Raw genomic sequence first — 14,630 nt, 5'->3', positions numbered from 1 at the left:
GGGGCTGCGCTGATGGATATAGCTTCATGAATTTCTTGCGCGCTTGTGCACAAGCGCGCATATATAAGGAATGGCGTTTCTTTCCATCAGAGTGCCCGACGATGTCCGAAACCGCGTGAAAGCGGTGGCCGCTGCGCGTGGCGAGAACCTGCAAGACCTCATCGGCACTCTGCTTGAGCGCTTCCTGGAGGAGGCCGACCGCAAGCCGCCTCAGCTGGCGGAAGTGGTGCGCACCCTTCGTGAACTTGAGCCCAGGCTGCGCGAGCGCGGTGTCGCGGCTCTTTGGGTTTTTGGGTCGGTTGCGCGGGGAGAAGCCGGTCCGGGGAGCGATGTGGATCTGTTATTTCAGTTTACCCCAGACAGGGAACACTCGCTTTTTGAGATCCAGCGAATCAAGGATGAGATCCAGGCAGTCATCGGGCATACCGTTGATCTTGGCGAGCGCTCGACGCTGATGGCGAAGGCTGCCGAAACTGCCGTGCGTGACATGGTTAGTGTCTTCTGATGGCACGATCACTGGAAGAGCGCCTGCACGACATCCGCCAAGCTGCTACCGATCTTCGAGATTTCATTGCTGATATGGGGACGGCTGCCTTCCATGCGCTTCCCCATGCCGATAGGATGGGCTTCCGAGCGATAAAAAACGCTCTGACGGAGCTAGGCGAAGCGGCAAAGGCAATGCCGGAAGAAACCCGAACCCGGTATCCTGAGGTAGATTGGAAAGGGTTTGCTGGACTTCGGGATATGATGGCGCATCAGTATTTCGTAATCGACACTCGAATGCTGCTGCCAATTATTCGTGACGAAATTCCTGCCTTGCTCCGTGCAGTCGAAAGTGAATTGCAGCAGCTCGATTCGTCTGAAAGCTAACGCGATTATGATTGCTACGCCTTCGGGAAGTAAAATGGCGCTTAAACGGGTTATATCGGCAGATTAGGAACGCTCCCCATTGCCAGTGGAGTTGCCCCGTTAAACCGAACACGAGGCGGGTTGGACTTGTTTCGGAAAAGAGGAGAGCGGTTTTGGGTCAGGCCGCTTGCCTCTCGTAGGCAGCGGGGCTGATGAAGTCCAGCGACGAGTGTCGCTGGACGGGATTATAGAAACTGTCGATGTAACGGCCAATGGCGGCTTGGGCGTCTGCACGTGTCATGAAGACAGTCCGCCAGACGAGTTAGGATTTCAGGGTTTTGAAGAACGTCTCGACGATGGCGTTGTCGTAACAATTGCCTCTGCCGGACATGGATATCAGCGCGCCATATTTTTGCACCTCGCTCTGATAATCAATGGAACAATATTGGCTACCGCGATCCGAGTGACAGATTAGACCGGGATCTGGACGGCGAATGGCAAAAGCCCGCCGCAGCGCGGCCAAAGCAAGATTGCGATGCAGACGGTCACTGACGAACCAGCCGATGATACGGCGTGAGAACAGATCCATCACGATGGCCTCGTCGCCCGCGGAAAACATGCCCAGGTCGCCATCGTTGCCGCTATGCGCAAACTCATCGTTCTCGCCAATGCACTCATCCGCGACGATCGCATCTGGACGCCAAAATCGGCTTGATCATCACAGATACTCTCTCCACCTTTCCGAAGGCAAGTCCAGTGCCACCCGTATGGTGTCTGAGGTTGGGTTTGGGTTCTGTTGTTGCCCCTTAATTTTCGGACAGTGCGACCTCACCAGTTAAAGTTTCTTTGAGAGAGCCATGAACTCGCGAGGGGATCGATAGCCGAGTGCGCGGTGCGGATGCAACGCGTTGTAATGCTCAAACCAAGCGGGCAGCGATTGGATGACGGTCGCGGCGTCAGGCTTGGGGTGGAACGCCACATAATCTCGTTTGAAAGTCCGCACGAAGGCTTCTGCCATGCCGTTGGACTGCGGGCTTTCAATAGGCGTGCGCAGAGGAAGGAAGCCGATATCGCGCGCAAACCGACGCGTGTCGGCCGCCGTGTAGCACGAACCGTTGTCGGTCAGCCATTCAATAGTCTTGGGCAACCGGTTGAGACGGCCGAAGCGCTGCTCGACAGCCGTGACCATCAGATCGCGGATACCCGCGGATAGCCATAGGACGGCATCTCAGCGATCACCGCCATGATCTCGCTCAGCAATGGCTCTTCGGTCAGAGGTGGGCGCCCCCTGCGCTTGGAAGGCTCCTGCGCGACACAGCGCGCGATATTTGATCGCGCCACACCGAGCGTCTCGCAGACAGCCGTCACCGGGAACTGTCCCGTGGCAGCGATAGCAGCCGCAACGGCCGTTTTTTTGAGTCCGTCGCGACCTCGAGCGCCTCTTTCAGGATCTCGGTTTCCAATGTCTTCTTACCCAGAAGGCGCTGGAGTTCGCGGATCTGATCCTGCTGTGCTCGGAAGGCAGATGCCGGGACGACCTCTTCCTCGGCCCGGATCGCCGCCAGGGCCCCTTGTTCGGCCAGGCGTAGCCAAGTGAAGAGCTGGTTTGGTGACACGCCGCGCCGACGCGCTACAAGGCTCACCGTGGCCCCTGGCTCACGGGTCTTATCCACCATTGCCAGCTTCTCCGCCACAGACCAACGCCGTCGGCGTTCCGGTCCAGGCAAAACCTCAGTCCGAGGATACGAACCAGTCATAGAACCGACCATATAACCAACCCTTAGCTAAGGGTGAGTCACGTCCGAGGATTTTGGGGGCAGCTCCGGGTTCCGAGTCGCACACTATATCCACACTATGACTGGGATATTTTGCATCATTGTTCGGGAACTTTTGCATCAGACCGCCAAAATCTAAATCTTTAAAATCAATCGCTTGCCGATTTTATCCCGAGATATTTTGCATCGAATACTAGTAATAAGAAATCTAATATCCTTCCTAGTAACCCTGATTCAAAAGTGCCCAAGGACAAACCTAGAAACCTGATCTAAATCAGTAAGCTATGGGAATAGTGCATGAAATCTTAACTGAGCGTGGGAAGCAGCAGGCGCTGCAGCTTGATTTTGCTCGTGAGGTTGTCGATGCAGCGTCAGCGTATCTCAGCGACGAAGATGCAAGCATTGGGTTCCTGTATTCGGGGTGGTGCCAAGCCGCCCTGCCCCATCGCCGCCTAGACGACAGTGAGGGTTGGCAGGTCGAGAGCGACCGATACTGCCTCATTGTTGAGCCCGGAATGCGGCGCGGCCCAGAAGGCACTCCTATCCACGTCGGTGTTCCATATGGTTCACGAGCCCGCCTCATCTTGATTTACCTGCAGTCCGAAGCGCTCCGCACCGGCTCGCGGGAAGTCTCGCTCGGGGGCTCCCTTCGAGACTGGATCGCCAGAATGGGGATTCCTCAGGGCGGTAAAAACCTGGCAGCCGTTAGGGACCAGACTGACAGGATTTCTAGATGCCGACTGACGTTTGAAATCCGGCAAGGGTCTCGAATTGGCCTTGCGAATCAATCAATTATGGATGCCGCCATCTTCCTGGAACCGACCGGAGAAGAAGCCCAAGGAAGCTTGTTTTCCCAGAAAGCGCGGCTGTCTGAGGCTTTTTATGAGGGTCTGAAGAAGCATCCGGTGCCGATTGCCGAGGCCGCAATTTCAGCGATTTCGAACAACAGCCAGGCGATCGACATCTATTGCTGGCTAGCCTACCGCTTGCATTCCCTGAATAAGTCGACCCCAGTGTCTTGGGCTGCCTTGAAGATCCAGTTCGGTGCCGGGGTTAACGCCATGAACAACTTCAAATTGCGGTTCATCCCGAACCTAAAGCTGGCCATGGCCGTATATCCCGAAGCCAAAATTGAGCTGGCTGATGACGGTAAAGGGCTCATTCTGCATCCTTCGCGGCCGCCAGTCTCGCCGAAGCAAGCTGCTGTAGGCAGCTAAGCCTTTCAGATTCAAAAGATCGCACGCCTGGGTCGATCCAAGGTTTACCTGTGTCAACTTCGGCTTCTTTGATTCAAAATATCCCGGAATAAGCATAGAGTGACATTAATGTGGGATATTTTGAATCCTGATACCTGAATAATATCGGATATCATTAAGCTTTGGATTGCCTATAGAGTTGAATAAGATGGCTTAAACAAGCATCGGCGTCATCGAATTCGGTCACAAGTCGTTTGAAGTCGTTTTGTGTTTGCAGGCTCAACCGCATATTCATCTGTGACTTGTTCTTTCGGCGCAGAGTTCGGCCATCGACTTTCTCAACGGGCGCACGGGCGTCGAAGCCTAGGCGTTTGCCGACTTCAATGGACGCGCGCTCCTGAACAGGGTCTAGTGCTGGAGCACGCCCTTTGGGCGCGAAGCCTGATAGGTCTAACCGAGCGGCTTTGCGAGGTTCTTCAGGCATTTATCGAGCCCCTTCCCTTGCCATCAATATGTCGCGGACTTCGGAGGCGAAAGCTTCTGCGTTGTCGATAGCGGCTTGGGGATTTCGGACATCGGCCTTGCCCATGTCGTACAAGGATGCACCCAAGCGGAAAGGAACCCGGAATGCTTCGCGCTCCATAATTGACGTTTTCATCAACGGAATTTCGTATTCTTTGAGCTGCGCATGGATGTCACGCATGCCTTTGCTCTCGATGACCGGTGAGGTTCTTGTAAAGAATACGCGGAACGGAATCGTTCGCCGGAAAACATCTTCCTGCGTCCGGATGAGCTTTACCACGTTCGCCGCTTCATCAGCATCAAGCTGCGAACCTTGCATGGGGATTAGCGCTAGGTCTGCGCGTCCAAGGCCGACACTGACGTCGACGTTCTTGGTGCCCTCCAAGTCGACGATGACGAACGGATTGATTTGGGCGGCTTCGTCAATCACTCGAGCTGCGGCATTCCCGACAGCACCCTTAACTGTGAGGCCTTTAGGGATGCTGTCGGGAAATCTCTCGGCCCACCGCGTCAGCGGGGCATTCGGGTCCGCGTCGATGAGCGTGGTCCCTGCCCCGGCCTGGGCGAACACGAATGATAGCGCCAGGGCGCTGGTCGTCTTTCCAACTCCACCCTTTGATGACGCGAAAACGATGGTCGGCATATCGGATATCTCTCCGCTATCTGATATCATATGATTATCGGTTATCGGAAAAATAGGCAATATTGAAAAGATAGTATAAATTAAAAAATATTAAATATTATGTTGATAGTGGAAATTTATCGATCAAGATATCGATAAGCTATCGGATATCATTTTTTGAATTTGATGACATTGCTTCTATCACACAGATATCAGGTGAATATCTGATATCAGATGCTGATCAGAGAGTGGTATCGTGTTAGTAGACGATATCAAATATTACGGTTCGCTAGAAAATGGTCGATGACATCTCTGGCTCATTGTATAGGAGTGGATGTTGTCCTCCATTACCCATTCGGATGGGCCCGATTTGGTCAGCGAAAAGGGTTTTTTGAGGCCGAAACTCAAAAATTACTACCGATAATATGTTATTATCAGTAGTAGGAGGTTCAGATAGGATGCTTGCCTCAATTGAACCGAGAATTCATGGTGCTCAGGGTGTTTTAGAGGTTGGCGGTGACGGCGTTTCAAAGACAGCTTCAGCAACTTGGCGCCCAGGAAATCCCGATTTCCGGCCAAATCGTTGCCCCCGAACTCCTCGCAGACCTGGCGTCCGGTCCCCTGTCGGACTCCCTGCAGCGCGCCATGCGACTGGCCGCCGCCTCACTCTCGGCCCCCACGGAGCGCGCCTACAATGAGCACTGGGCCGCGTTTTCGGCCTGGTGTGAGCAAGGCAAGGTGCGCCATCTGCCAGCGGATCCGGCCGTCGTCGCGACCTATCTGGCAGAACGGTCGCAAACGGTCGGCAAAAGCGCGCTTCGGGTGACGCTCGCTGCCATGGCGCATGTCCATCGCCGGTCGGGATATGCCTGGTCGTCAGGTCATCCGATCATCGCGTCCGTTCTCAAGGGGATTTTGCGCGAGCAAAAACGCCCCGTGAAACCATCCGCGGCGCTGACCTCAACCGAGGTGCGGGCCATGCTGGCCGAGATGGGCGACAACCTGGCTGGGCACCGCGACCGCGCTCTTTTGCTCATCGGTCTCGCCGGTGGCCTGCGGCGGTCTGAGTTGGTGGCGCTCGATGTCGAAGATTTTCAATGGGTCAAGGACGGCCTGGTGCTGCGGATCCGATCCTCGAAAACAGACCAGGAAGGGCAGGGGGCCAATCTCGGCATTGCGCGGGGCTCGCGGCCAGAGACCTGTCCGGTTGAAGCCGTCAAAAACTGGCTTCGCAAAGCTCGGATTGAATACGGGCCAGTTTTTAGATCCGTGCATGGTTCGGGGCGGGTCGGGGATCGACTGACGACGGATGGCTTTCGTCATATCCTGTTGACGAGGGCCAAGGCCGCAGGCGTCGAAGCGCCCGAGGGTGAACGCCTATCGCCGCATGGTCTGCGTGCCGGTCTGATCACCGAAGCCTATTTGAACGGCGCGCTGGATGAGGTCGTTGCTCGCCATGCCCGCCATAAATCGATCCATACCACCCGAGCCTACCGGGTACGAGCGAAGGTTATTATGGAGAGCCCGAGCAAGCTGCTCGACTTGTAGATGAGCAGTCAGTCGGGTAAGGCGCCCTCAGTCCTCGTCTTCGATCTCAGCCGCGACAGTCAGCCCGACGCCTGAGATGATAGCCATTGGCTCGTCGTCACTCATGTCTTCGAGCTTGCGCTTGACCGCAACCTCACCAGAAATTTCAAACCCCTTGGACACCAAGGACACGAGGATCCGGAATAGGCAACCGGATCGCTTTGGCGGGCCGCCGCTCCATGCTCCGAAATCCTCCTCTAAGGCCCTGAGGAAGCTCTCGGTGACGCGGCTCCGCGCCCCCTTTGGACGCCCTGCCGGATTGCCGGACTGGCCCTCCTGAAAGGGGCGCAGGTTTCTCTGTTTCGTCTCTATAAAAACGGTTGGGCTAGCTCATGTTCGGAACGTACCATTTCCGGTGGGCCCTTGCAGCAATATGGACTTGCTTTGGAAAAGTGGAGAGCTGTTTCGGGTCAAGCCGCCTGCCTTTCGTAGGCAGCAGGGCTGATGAAGTCCAGCGACGAGTGGCGCCGGACAGGATTATAGAGCTGTCGATGTAACGACCGATGGCAGCTTCGGCGCCTGCTTGGGTCATGAAGACAGTCCGCCAGACGAGTTCGGATTTTAAGGTTTTGAAGAAGGTCTCGACAATGGCGTTGTCGTAACAATTGCCTTTGCCGGACATGGAGATCAGCGCGCCGTGTTTTCTCAGCTCGCTCTGATAATCAATGGAACAATATTGGCTGCCGCGATCCGAGTGGCAGATCAGACCGGGATCTGGACGGCGAATGGCAAAAGCCCGACGCAGCGCAGCCAAGGCAAGATTGCGATGCAGTCGGTCACCGACAGACCAGCCGATAATGCGGGTGAGAACAGGTCCATCACGATCGCCAGGTAAAGCCAGCCTTATTTCGTCCAAATGTACGAAATATCGGCGAACCATTTCTCGTTCGGCACCGCCGCGCTGAAATTCTGGGCCAGCAGATTGGGGGCGCCCGGCTAGGGCGACGGGCCAAGCATGCTCGCTATCCGTCGTTCGCTTAAAGCGGCGCTTTTGCCGAGCTTGCAGGCCGTTATCCCGCATGAGGCGCGCTGTGCGTCGACGCCCCACGGCTAGGCCCTGATCCCGCAGTTCCCGGGTCATGCGCGGACTGCCGTAGGTGCCGTTCGACAAGGTGAAGGCCGACCGTACATGGGCAAGCAGCACCATGTCCTGCCGTTGCCGCAGGCTCGCAGGACGGGCCGCCCAGGCGAAATACCCGCTCTGACTGACACCCAGCACCCGGCAGAGCTGTTGGACAGGGAAGTCTTTCTTCGCCCGATCGATGAGCTGGAACCTCACCGACTTCCCTTGTAAGGAGGCCACGGTATCTGCGATGGCCATTGCCGATACCGTGGCGGTGAGCTTGTTCTTCCCTGGAGCCGAAAACTCGTCAAAGAGATGAAGCCGCGCCATCGCGGCCACTTTCTGGCTGAACAGTATGCAGGGCACCGGCGCAGCCGGAAAGCCTGGTTACAAGGAAGGCCGGTAGACGGTGGTATTAGGTTAGAAGCACAGAAGATATCATGGACATCCTTGACGTAGACGTCAGCAAAATGAAGTTTGATGTTGCACTTCTGAAGAAAGATCATACCAAACACGGAGTCTTCGCGAATAATGAGGCGGGGTTTAAGCATCTTTGGTCTTGGCTAGAAAAACATCGATCTAGCGCAGCCGATGGCATACATGTCTGCCTGGAAGCTACAGGAAATTGGGGCTTGGACCTCGCAGACTTTCTTCACATGAAAGGCGTGAAGGTCAGTGTTGTAAACCCGGCTCGCGTCAAAGCGTAAGGTCAAAGCGAACTCGCCCGAAACAAGACAGACAAACTCGATGCTAGCCTCATTGCTCGCTTCTGTAGGGCTCATTCCCCTGCAGCTTGGATCCCTAGCCCCGCCAACATTCGCGTTTTACGCGAATTGACTCGTCGATGCGACGCTCTAAAAGCCGCTCGCGTGCAAGAACTCAATCGCCAAAAAGCAGGCTTCGCCTCGGCAGCAGTAGCAAAGTCGGTTGCCAACCACTTGGAATGGCTGGATGCTCATATTTTAACTGTCATGGCAGAGATGCGTTATCTCATAATCGAAGATCGAACTCTAAGTATAAACCTGTCGCTCCTCCGTAGCATTACAGGATTTGGCGAAATCTCGGCCATCGTCTTGTTGACCGAGCTACCCAATATTGCAGAATTTACTCCCATGGCACTCGCCGCCTTTTCTGGTTTATCTCCGGGAGAGCATAGCTCTGGCTCATCAGTTCGGCGGCCAGGGAAGTTAACCCGCATCGGGTCAGAACGTCTCCGGTCTGCACTCTATATGTGTGCCCTCAGTGCCAGGAGAACAAACAAATCCTTTGCCGAATTTGTTCATCGTCTCACTGCAGCGAGCAAACCGCCTAAAGTTATTCTGATCGCTGTCGCCCGCAAGCTCCTGATGCTAGCGAGGGCCGTTATTAAAACTCAACAGCCCTTTGATCCTTTATATGGAATGCACCGCTAGGCTAACCTTGCGCCATCAGCCGCAATCTCCGCCCCGCAGAGCGATCAGATGCTTGCCCCTGAACACAGTATCTCTTTGGCGAAAAAAACCGTGGCCCGCTTGAGAATATCCCGCTCCTGGCGAAGGATTTCATTCTCTCGCCGCAGGCGCTTCAACTCCGCCGCCGCATCCTCACCGGGAGGCCGCCGTTCCGGCTCATCCATCTCCCGGTCCCGGCTGCGGGACGCCCATCGCGTCAGTGTCGACAGACCGATCCCGAGATCCGCCGCAATTTCCCGCTTCGTCCGTCAGCTCGTCCGCGATAGGCGGACAGCTTCATCCTCAAATTCCTTCGTAAACCGCTTCTGTGTCATGCCCGGAAAACTCCTCTCTCAATGCGTCAGGAGCCTTCACTTTCTCGAGGCAAGTCCAGCCGCTTTCGGGCGTGGAACGCAGAGTGCGGCTGTCCATGATCGCGGCCGTCGGCTCCGCCTTGCGTCCTGCCGCCAAACGCAGGACAGCGCGCAAATCCTGCGCCAGGGTCTCGAAACATCCCGCCGCCAGCCACCGATGGGCCTGCTGGTGAACCGCATGCCAGGGCGGAAAGTCGTTCGGCATGGCGCGCCACGCAATGCCGTAACGGATCACATAGCGTAGGGCATTGAAAAGTTCCCGCAGCGCATACTCCCGCTGCGGCGCATCTTCCTTCATCAAGGTCAGATACCCGACCACGAGCGACCACTCTTCATTGCTGACATCAGATGGATAAGGCTTGCGGGCGCGGGAATTGCTCATGCCCTCGATTACGACATCGCCACCGGAAAGTACACGGCACCCTCTTCTGTAACGGGCCCCTTGGTGTCAACCCCAGAGCGTGTAATCCTGTCGCCAATATCTCTCTTCTGTCCGTGGTCGGCGCAGGGCCGCCACCCTGATGGCGTCTGATGAGGATCGGCCGGCCAATCTAGTGAGGCGCAATCATCCTTGCGGTGTCGCTGAGGGTGTCACGACCTGGCCTGATCCATCGTCCTGGCGACAGGACCTCCTCCGGACGGCTGCTGTCGATAGCCGCCCGAACTCTTAATCTCTCCCTATACCGCCATGGCAGCGGCTTTCTCGGCGACGAAGGTTGGTCCATCGGCGAGCATCCGGTGGAGGAAAACCGCGAGTTTGCAGGCCAGCGCAACCCTCGCCTTACGCATCCCGGCACGCTTGGCGATCCGCAGCGCCCAGCTCTTCAATGTTGATCCTTTAACCGGTCGCGTCAGGATGACATTCGCCGCTTCGTAGAGCGCCGTTCGAACACTGGCATCACCGATCTTGGATATCCGGCCAGTGACATCGGTCTCGCCGGATTGATACTTCTTCGGCGTCAAACCAAAGTGCGCACCGGTGGCCTTTGACGATTAAATCGTCCTGGATCATCAATGGCGGCGACATAGGTAAGCGATACGAGAACGCCAACGCCTGGTGCCGACATCAGTAATCTTGCTCGCGGGTCATTGCGTACTAGCGATACCAGCCGCTTATGCAGCCTATCCAATTGCTCAGCGAGGCTCGCTCGAGCGATGAGCAAGGCATCGGCAATCTCCTCTAACATTGCCTGCCCACAAACCAACTCTCTGATCCGGCTCTCAAAGCTACGGGGTATTGTTGGGCCCACCTTGTCGCGCGACACCACTGATGGCCGGTTAGCGACACGATCGGATGGCCGGTTTGGCTGACCGCAGGCTGGGCGTAGCCCGGCCGTAGGTTAGCCAAACCGGCGACGTGGAATTTGAGCCCGTCTGCAGGCCGCGGCGCGTGCGGGCACTATCGGCGCCTCGATGATCGAGGCGAGGAACCGAAGTGCCCGGGCGACACGTCACGCGTCAGCAGAAGAGGCTTTTCATGGAATCTCGTCATCACCATTCCCAGTCGGTCGCCGCGGCGAAGGGTGGCTTTAGCGAACGAACCGGACGCCGCATCGAGACCGAGCATCGACGACCGTCACCCCCACCGGGCGGACGTCGGGTGCGCAAGACCGCCGATCCGTTCCAGGGGCTGTGGGACAGTGAGATCCGCCCCATGCTTGAGGCCGAACCAGGTCTGCGGGCCGTCACCTTGCTTGAAGAGATGCAGCGCCGTCATCCCGATCACGATTGGGATCGCCTGCGCCGGAGCCTGGAGCGGCGGGTGCGGGCCTGGTCGGCAGAGCATGGCGCCGAGCGCGCAGTGATCTTCCGGCAAGACCACATCCCCGGTCAGCAGGGTCTTTCGGACTTCACCGACATGGGCGATGTCGCGGTCAGCATCGCCGGTCAGCCCTTGGATCACCGGCTCTATCATTTCGTTCTGGCCTATTCTGCGTGGGAGCATGCCGAGCCCGTGCTCGGAGGCGAGAGCTTCACGGCCTTGGCCGTCGGTCTTCAGAACGCCTTATGGGCTCTGGGCGGCGTTCCAGCGGAGCACCGGTCCGACAGTCTGTCGGCCGCCTTCCGTAATCTCGATCATGATGCCCGCCGCGATCAGACTTGCCGCTACGAGGCCTTCTGCGCCCATTACGGTATGACGCCGACCCGCAACACCACGGGGGTGGCGCATGAGAACGGCGCCATCGAGAGCCAGCACGGCCACCTCAAGCGGAGCATCGCGCAGGCGCTGCTACTGCGGAGCAGCCGCAACTTCGAGAGCCTGGACGCGTATCGCGCCTGGATCGCTGACCTCATTGGCCGCCGCAACGCCCGCCGTGCCAAGATGGTGCGGCTGGAATGCGCGGCGCTGAGCGAGCTGCCACCCCACCGCATCTCGGATTATGACGAGGCGACGGTTTTCGTGACATCCAGTAGCGGCTTCGTTCTGCGCAAAGTCTTTTACTCTGTGCCATCGCGGTTGATCAGCTTCCGGCTGCGGGTTCGGCTGTACGATGATCGGCTGGAATGCTTCCATGGCGGCAGCAGTCCGGTGCTGACGCTGCGCCGTGGCCGCAGCCATGGTAACGGGCGGCGTGGTCACGTCGTCGATTACCGCCACGTCATCCACAGCCTCCGCCGCAAGCCGATGGCGTTGCTCAACCTGGTCTATCGCGACGCGCTGTTCCCGCGCCCGGCCTACCGATTGGCGTGGGAGCGGCTGATCGCCGTGGGCGACACGCGGATTGCCTGCCGAACCATGGTGGCCCTTCTTGCCCTCGCGCATGAGCGCGGCTGCGAGGCCGAACTCGCCGCCGCGCTCACGGAACAGATGCGCGAGGCACCGGACGGCGCCTCGGCTACCGCCTTCACCATCGATGTGTCGGCATTGCGGGCGCGCTTCGCACCGATACCCGCGCTGATGCCCGACATCGTGGTCAACCTGCCTCCGGTCGCCGGCTACGACGCGTTGCTCCCTTCCCTGGGGGTTGCGGCATGAACGACAACATCAGCGACACGATCAAGGTCGATACCGCCCGGCTGCCCCTTCTGCTGAACGAGTTGCGGCTGCCGACGATCGCCGCCCTGTGGCCCGACTTCACTAATCGCGCCGATCGCGAGGGTTGGCCCGCGGCACGGCTCCTGGCGACTTTGGCCGAACTCGAACTCGCCGAACGGTCTCAGCGACGCATCCAGCGACATTTGACCGAGGCCCGGCTGCCGCCGGACAAAACTTTGGACAGCATCGACTTCGCGGCCCTCCCGATGCTCAGCCGCGCGCACGTCACCGCTCTGGCCAGCGGTGACGGCTGGATCAGCACCGGCGGAACAATCCTCCTTTTCGGGCCAAGTGGCTCAGGAAAAACCCACCTTGCCGCCGCCTTCGGCCACACTCTGGTCGAGAATGGATACCGCGTCCTCTTCACACGAACCACCGATCTCGTGCAGCGACTGCAACAGGCCCGCCAAACCCTAACGCTCGAAAGTGCCATCGAGAAGCTCGACAAATACCACCTGCTGATCCTCGACGACCTCTGCTACGTCCGCAAAGATCAAGCGGAGACCTCGGTCTTGTTCGAGCTTATCGCAGCCCGCTACGAGCGGCGCAGCCTCATGGTCACCGCCAATCACCCCTTCGGAGAATGGACGAGCGTCTTTCCCGATGCCGCTATGACGCTGGCTGCTGTCGATCGCCTTGTTCACCACTCAACAATTTTCGAAATGAACGTTGAAAGCTACAGACGCAGAGCCGCTATCGCCCGCACAACACGAAAGCCCAAGGCGCTCAGCGACACCAAGCGCGACACGGGCGAATAGAACTCAACATCTCGGGCGACACGACCAACGACACCTAACTTCTTCCCTTGTCTCGCGCCGATAGAAAAGTCATCTTCCACACGCGCAGCGACCGGCCATCTTCGTGTCGCTAGCCGGACATCATTCCTGTCGCGCTACACACCTTCAGTCCGAAGCCACGCAGAATTCCACGGAGGCTCATCTCGACGTCCTGGCGCTTGCTTTGCACCAATTTGCGCGCGGTTGCGGATTCCGATCGAAGGCGGCCATGTATTCCGATTTGATGGCGGCCACCGTTCCAACATGATCCCGGCCACCATTCCGATTTGATCCCGGCCACCCCGTGGGGGGCCGGGGGGACGAGATTGTCTCGCAGGTCAGTGTCACCTGGCTTCCAGTTCACCATCGCAAACGATGGAGGGCTGAGTGCCGACGGAGAGATTGTCCATGCGGCGGATACGACAGGTTCTGCAGTTGCACTTCGGCGAGCGGGTCAGCGCCCGGCTGATCGCCCGGGAAGTCGGGGTCGGACGCAGCACCGTGCAGGACTATGTGGCGCGGGCTACATGCGCGACTTACGAGAGATCGACTATGAGTATGCCGAGTGGCACCTCGCCCGCGTTGGCATCGACTATCATGTCGAGGTCGCGGGCTTTTATTATTCGGTGCCGCATGCGCTCATCCGCGAGCAGGTCGATACCCGCGCCACCGCGCGCACCATTGAAGTGTTCCACCACGGCCGACGGGTGGCGGCCCACACGCGGCGCTATGGCGGCCCGCGTCACGGCACCGACCCTGACCACATGCCAAGCGCGCACCGGCGCTACGCCGAATGGAATCCGGAACGGTTCGCTCGCCAGGCGCGCGACATCGGGCCGCATACCGAAGCGCTTATCCTGGCTGTCCTGGCGCGACGGCCGCACCCTGAGCAGGGCTTCCGGACCTGCATTGGCATTCTGCGCCTGTTCCGTGGCCTGACCGCTGATCGCGCCGAGGCCGTCAGCCTGCGTGCAGTCGAGGTCGGCGTCCTGTCCTATGATTCCGTCACCTCGATCCTGCGTCACCGCCTCGACCGCCCAAGCGCGCCGCCCACCGCGGACGGCGAACCCCTGCTGCACGCCAACATCCGCGGCTCCCGCTACTTCCATTGAGGAGACATACAGTGCTGAACCACCCGACCCTGGAGCGCCTCACCGAACTTGGCCTTGATGGCATGGCCAAGGGCTTCCGCGAGCTAGAGCGTTTCCTGTTCGCTTGCGCTCACAGGTGCCGCTCTAGACTATTGTTTTTGCGAGCATCTTCACCCTGACAGATGATTCCATCTGACCGGGATCTGCTCTAGCAGGCTGCGGAAAAGCTACCAGCGCTTGGCGATAAAGGAGGATTCGTCGCCGAGGTGGAAGCGGATATCGCCGGTGAGGGTTCCATCGTCCTCTAG

General features: G+C 58.2%; 12 protein-coding genes and 7 pseudogenes. 9 read left to right on the top strand and 10 right to left on the bottom strand.

Annotated elements, in window-relative coordinates; all coding sequences use genetic code 11:
- Positions 1–70 precede the first annotated feature (70 nt).
- Together ACELLULO517_RS27270 and ACELLULO517_RS27265 are read left to right on the top strand one after the other, a co-directional pair.
- Positions 71–505: a nucleotidyltransferase domain-containing protein gene (locus ACELLULO517_RS27270; protein ID WP_227310695.1), complete on the top strand. Its 435-nt coding sequence runs from the start codon at positions 71–73 to the stop codon at positions 503–505.
- Entirely contained in the window at positions 505–870 is a 366-nt protein-coding gene (locus tag ACELLULO517_RS27265) for a HepT-like ribonuclease domain-containing protein (protein WP_227310694.1), read from the top strand. The genes ACELLULO517_RS27270 and ACELLULO517_RS27265 overlap by 1 nt, the downstream gene beginning before the upstream one ends.
- Before the next feature lie 157 nt (positions 871–1,027).
- Here ACELLULO517_RS27265 and ACELLULO517_RS27260 read toward each other — a convergent pair.
- Both ACELLULO517_RS27260 and ACELLULO517_RS27255 read right to left on the bottom strand, forming a co-directional pair.
- A pseudogene (locus ACELLULO517_RS27260) lies at positions 1,028–1,447 on the bottom strand (IS3 family transposase); the annotation flags it as partial.
- A 237-nt stretch (positions 1,448–1,684) separates the two neighbouring features.
- Positions 1,685–2,606, bottom strand: a pseudogene (locus ACELLULO517_RS27255) (transposase).
- A gap of 302 nt (positions 2,607–2,908) precedes the next feature.
- Between ACELLULO517_RS27255 and ACELLULO517_RS27250 the strand changes: the two are divergent.
- On the top strand, positions 2,909–3,841 hold the full coding sequence (locus ACELLULO517_RS27250; RefSeq protein ID WP_227310693.1) for a replication protein RepA: 933 nt from the start codon (positions 2,909–2,911) through the stop codon (positions 3,839–3,841).
- A gap of 154 nt (positions 3,842–3,995) precedes the next feature.
- Here ACELLULO517_RS27250 and ACELLULO517_RS27245 read toward each other — a convergent pair whose 3' ends face one another.
- Positions 3,996–4,304 carry a hypothetical protein gene (locus ACELLULO517_RS27245; protein WP_227310692.1) on the bottom strand — a complete coding sequence of 103 codons (309 nt, stop codon included), beginning with the start codon at positions 4,302–4,304 and terminating at the stop codon, positions 3,996–3,998.
- Positions 4,305–4,985, bottom strand: a complete 681-nt coding sequence (locus ACELLULO517_RS27240) for a ParA family protein (RefSeq protein ID WP_227310691.1) — start codon at positions 4,983–4,985, stop codon at positions 4,305–4,307.
- 624 nt (positions 4,986–5,609) lie between these two features.
- Between ACELLULO517_RS27240 and ACELLULO517_RS27235 the strand changes: the two genes are divergently transcribed.
- Entirely contained in the window at positions 5,610–6,512 is a 903-nt protein-coding gene (locus ACELLULO517_RS27235; RefSeq protein ID WP_227310690.1) for a tyrosine-type recombinase/integrase, read from the top strand.
- A 27-nt stretch (positions 6,513–6,539) separates the two neighbouring features.
- On the opposite strand, the gene ACELLULO517_RS27230 is transcribed toward ACELLULO517_RS27235, so the two are convergent.
- The 3 genes and pseudogenes from ACELLULO517_RS27230 to ACELLULO517_RS27220 all read right to left on the bottom strand — a co-directional run.
- Positions 6,540–6,677, bottom strand: a complete 138-nt coding sequence (locus tag ACELLULO517_RS27230; RefSeq protein ID WP_227310689.1) for a hypothetical protein — start codon at positions 6,675–6,677, stop codon at positions 6,540–6,542.
- A 90-nt stretch (positions 6,678–6,767) separates the two neighbouring features.
- Positions 6,768–6,842: pseudogene (locus ACELLULO517_RS29135) on the bottom strand (DUF5681 domain-containing protein); the annotation flags it as partial.
- A gap of 119 nt (positions 6,843–6,961) precedes the next feature.
- Positions 6,962–7,839: pseudogene (locus tag ACELLULO517_RS27220) on the bottom strand (IS3 family transposase); the annotation flags it as partial.
- Between the two features lie 215 nt (positions 7,840–8,054).
- Here ACELLULO517_RS27220 and ACELLULO517_RS27215 point away from each other — a divergent pair.
- Positions 8,055–8,492, top strand: a pseudogene (locus ACELLULO517_RS27215) (IS110 family transposase); the annotation flags it as partial.
- Between the two features lie 93 nt (positions 8,493–8,585).
- Complete coding sequence (locus ACELLULO517_RS27210; protein WP_319796455.1) at positions 8,586–9,026, top strand: transposase; 441 nt, start codon at positions 8,586–8,588, stop codon at positions 9,024–9,026.
- Between the two features lie 80 nt (positions 9,027–9,106).
- Here ACELLULO517_RS27210 and ACELLULO517_RS27205 read toward each other — a convergent pair.
- The 3 genes and pseudogenes from ACELLULO517_RS27205 to ACELLULO517_RS29130 form a co-directional block, all read right to left on the bottom strand.
- Positions 9,107–9,379, bottom strand: a pseudogene (locus tag ACELLULO517_RS27205) (transposase); the annotation flags it as partial.
- Positions 9,380–9,437: 58 nt separating this feature from the next.
- Positions 9,438–9,800, bottom strand: a pseudogene (locus ACELLULO517_RS27200) (transposase); the annotation flags it as partial.
- Between the two features lie 296 nt (positions 9,801–10,096).
- Positions 10,097–10,381: a transposase gene (locus ACELLULO517_RS29130; protein WP_406566302.1), complete on the bottom strand. Its 285-nt coding sequence runs from the start codon at positions 10,379–10,381 to the stop codon at positions 10,097–10,099.
- A 472-nt stretch (positions 10,382–10,853) separates the two neighbouring features.
- On the opposite strand from ACELLULO517_RS29130, the gene istA reads away from it, so the two are divergent.
- The 3 genes from istA to ACELLULO517_RS27180 all read left to right on the top strand — a co-directional run bounded on the left by istA (position 10,854) and on the right by ACELLULO517_RS27180 (position 14,343).
- Positions 10,854–12,395 (top strand): IS21 family transposase, encoded by a 1,542-nt coding sequence (gene istA, locus ACELLULO517_RS27190; protein WP_456304410.1) that lies wholly within the window; start codon positions 10,854–10,856, stop codon positions 12,393–12,395.
- Positions 12,392–13,213 carry an IS21-like element helper ATPase IstB gene (istB, locus tag ACELLULO517_RS27185; protein WP_227310687.1) on the top strand — a complete coding sequence of 274 codons (822 nt, stop codon included), beginning with the start codon at positions 12,392–12,394 and terminating at the stop codon, positions 13,211–13,213. Before istA ends, istB begins: the two co-directional genes overlap by 4 nt.
- A gap of 545 nt (positions 13,214–13,758) precedes the next feature.
- Positions 13,759–14,343, top strand: coding sequence for a Mu transposase domain-containing protein (locus ACELLULO517_RS27180; RefSeq protein ID WP_227310686.1), 585 nt, complete (start codon positions 13,759–13,761; stop codon positions 14,341–14,343).
- Positions 14,344–14,630 lie beyond the last annotated feature (287 nt).

Source organism: Acidisoma cellulosilyticum, from assembly GCF_020621385.1.
Classification (GTDB): Bacteria; Pseudomonadota; Alphaproteobacteria; order Acetobacterales; family Acetobacteraceae; genus Acidisoma; species Acidisoma cellulosilyticum.
Note: the sequence above shows the minus strand (reverse complement) of the source record. Positions and strands in the feature narration are given on the sequence as shown.

Bases quoted from the DNA above. Each gene is read 5' to 3' on its own strand.
- ACELLULO517_RS27270 (WP_227310695.1), top strand. From the start codon at position 71: ATGGCGTTTCTTTCCATCAGAGTGCCCGACGATGTCCGAAACCGCGTG.
- ACELLULO517_RS27265 (WP_227310694.1), top strand. From the start codon at position 505: ATGGCACGATCACTGGAAGAGCGCCTGCACGACATCCGCCAAGCTGCT.
- ACELLULO517_RS27250 (WP_227310693.1), top strand. From the start codon at position 2,909: ATGGGAATAGTGCATGAAATCTTAACTGAGCGTGGGAAGCAGCAGGCG.
- ACELLULO517_RS27245 (WP_227310692.1), bottom strand. From the start codon at position 4,304: ATGCCTGAAGAACCTCGCAAAGCCGCTCGGTTAGACCTATCAGGCTTC.
- ACELLULO517_RS27240 (WP_227310691.1), bottom strand. From the start codon at position 4,985: ATGCCGACCATCGTTTTCGCGTCATCAAAGGGTGGAGTTGGAAAGACG.
- ACELLULO517_RS27235 (WP_227310690.1), top strand. From the start codon at position 5,610: ATGCGACTGGCCGCCGCCTCACTCTCGGCCCCCACGGAGCGCGCCTAC.
- ACELLULO517_RS27210 (WP_319796455.1), top strand. From the start codon at position 8,586: ATGGCAGAGATGCGTTATCTCATAATCGAAGATCGAACTCTAAGTATA.
- istB (WP_227310687.1), top strand. From the start codon at position 12,392: ATGAACGACAACATCAGCGACACGATCAAGGTCGATACCGCCCGGCTG.
- ACELLULO517_RS27180 (WP_227310686.1), top strand. From the start codon at position 13,759: ATGCGCGACTTACGAGAGATCGACTATGAGTATGCCGAGTGGCACCTC.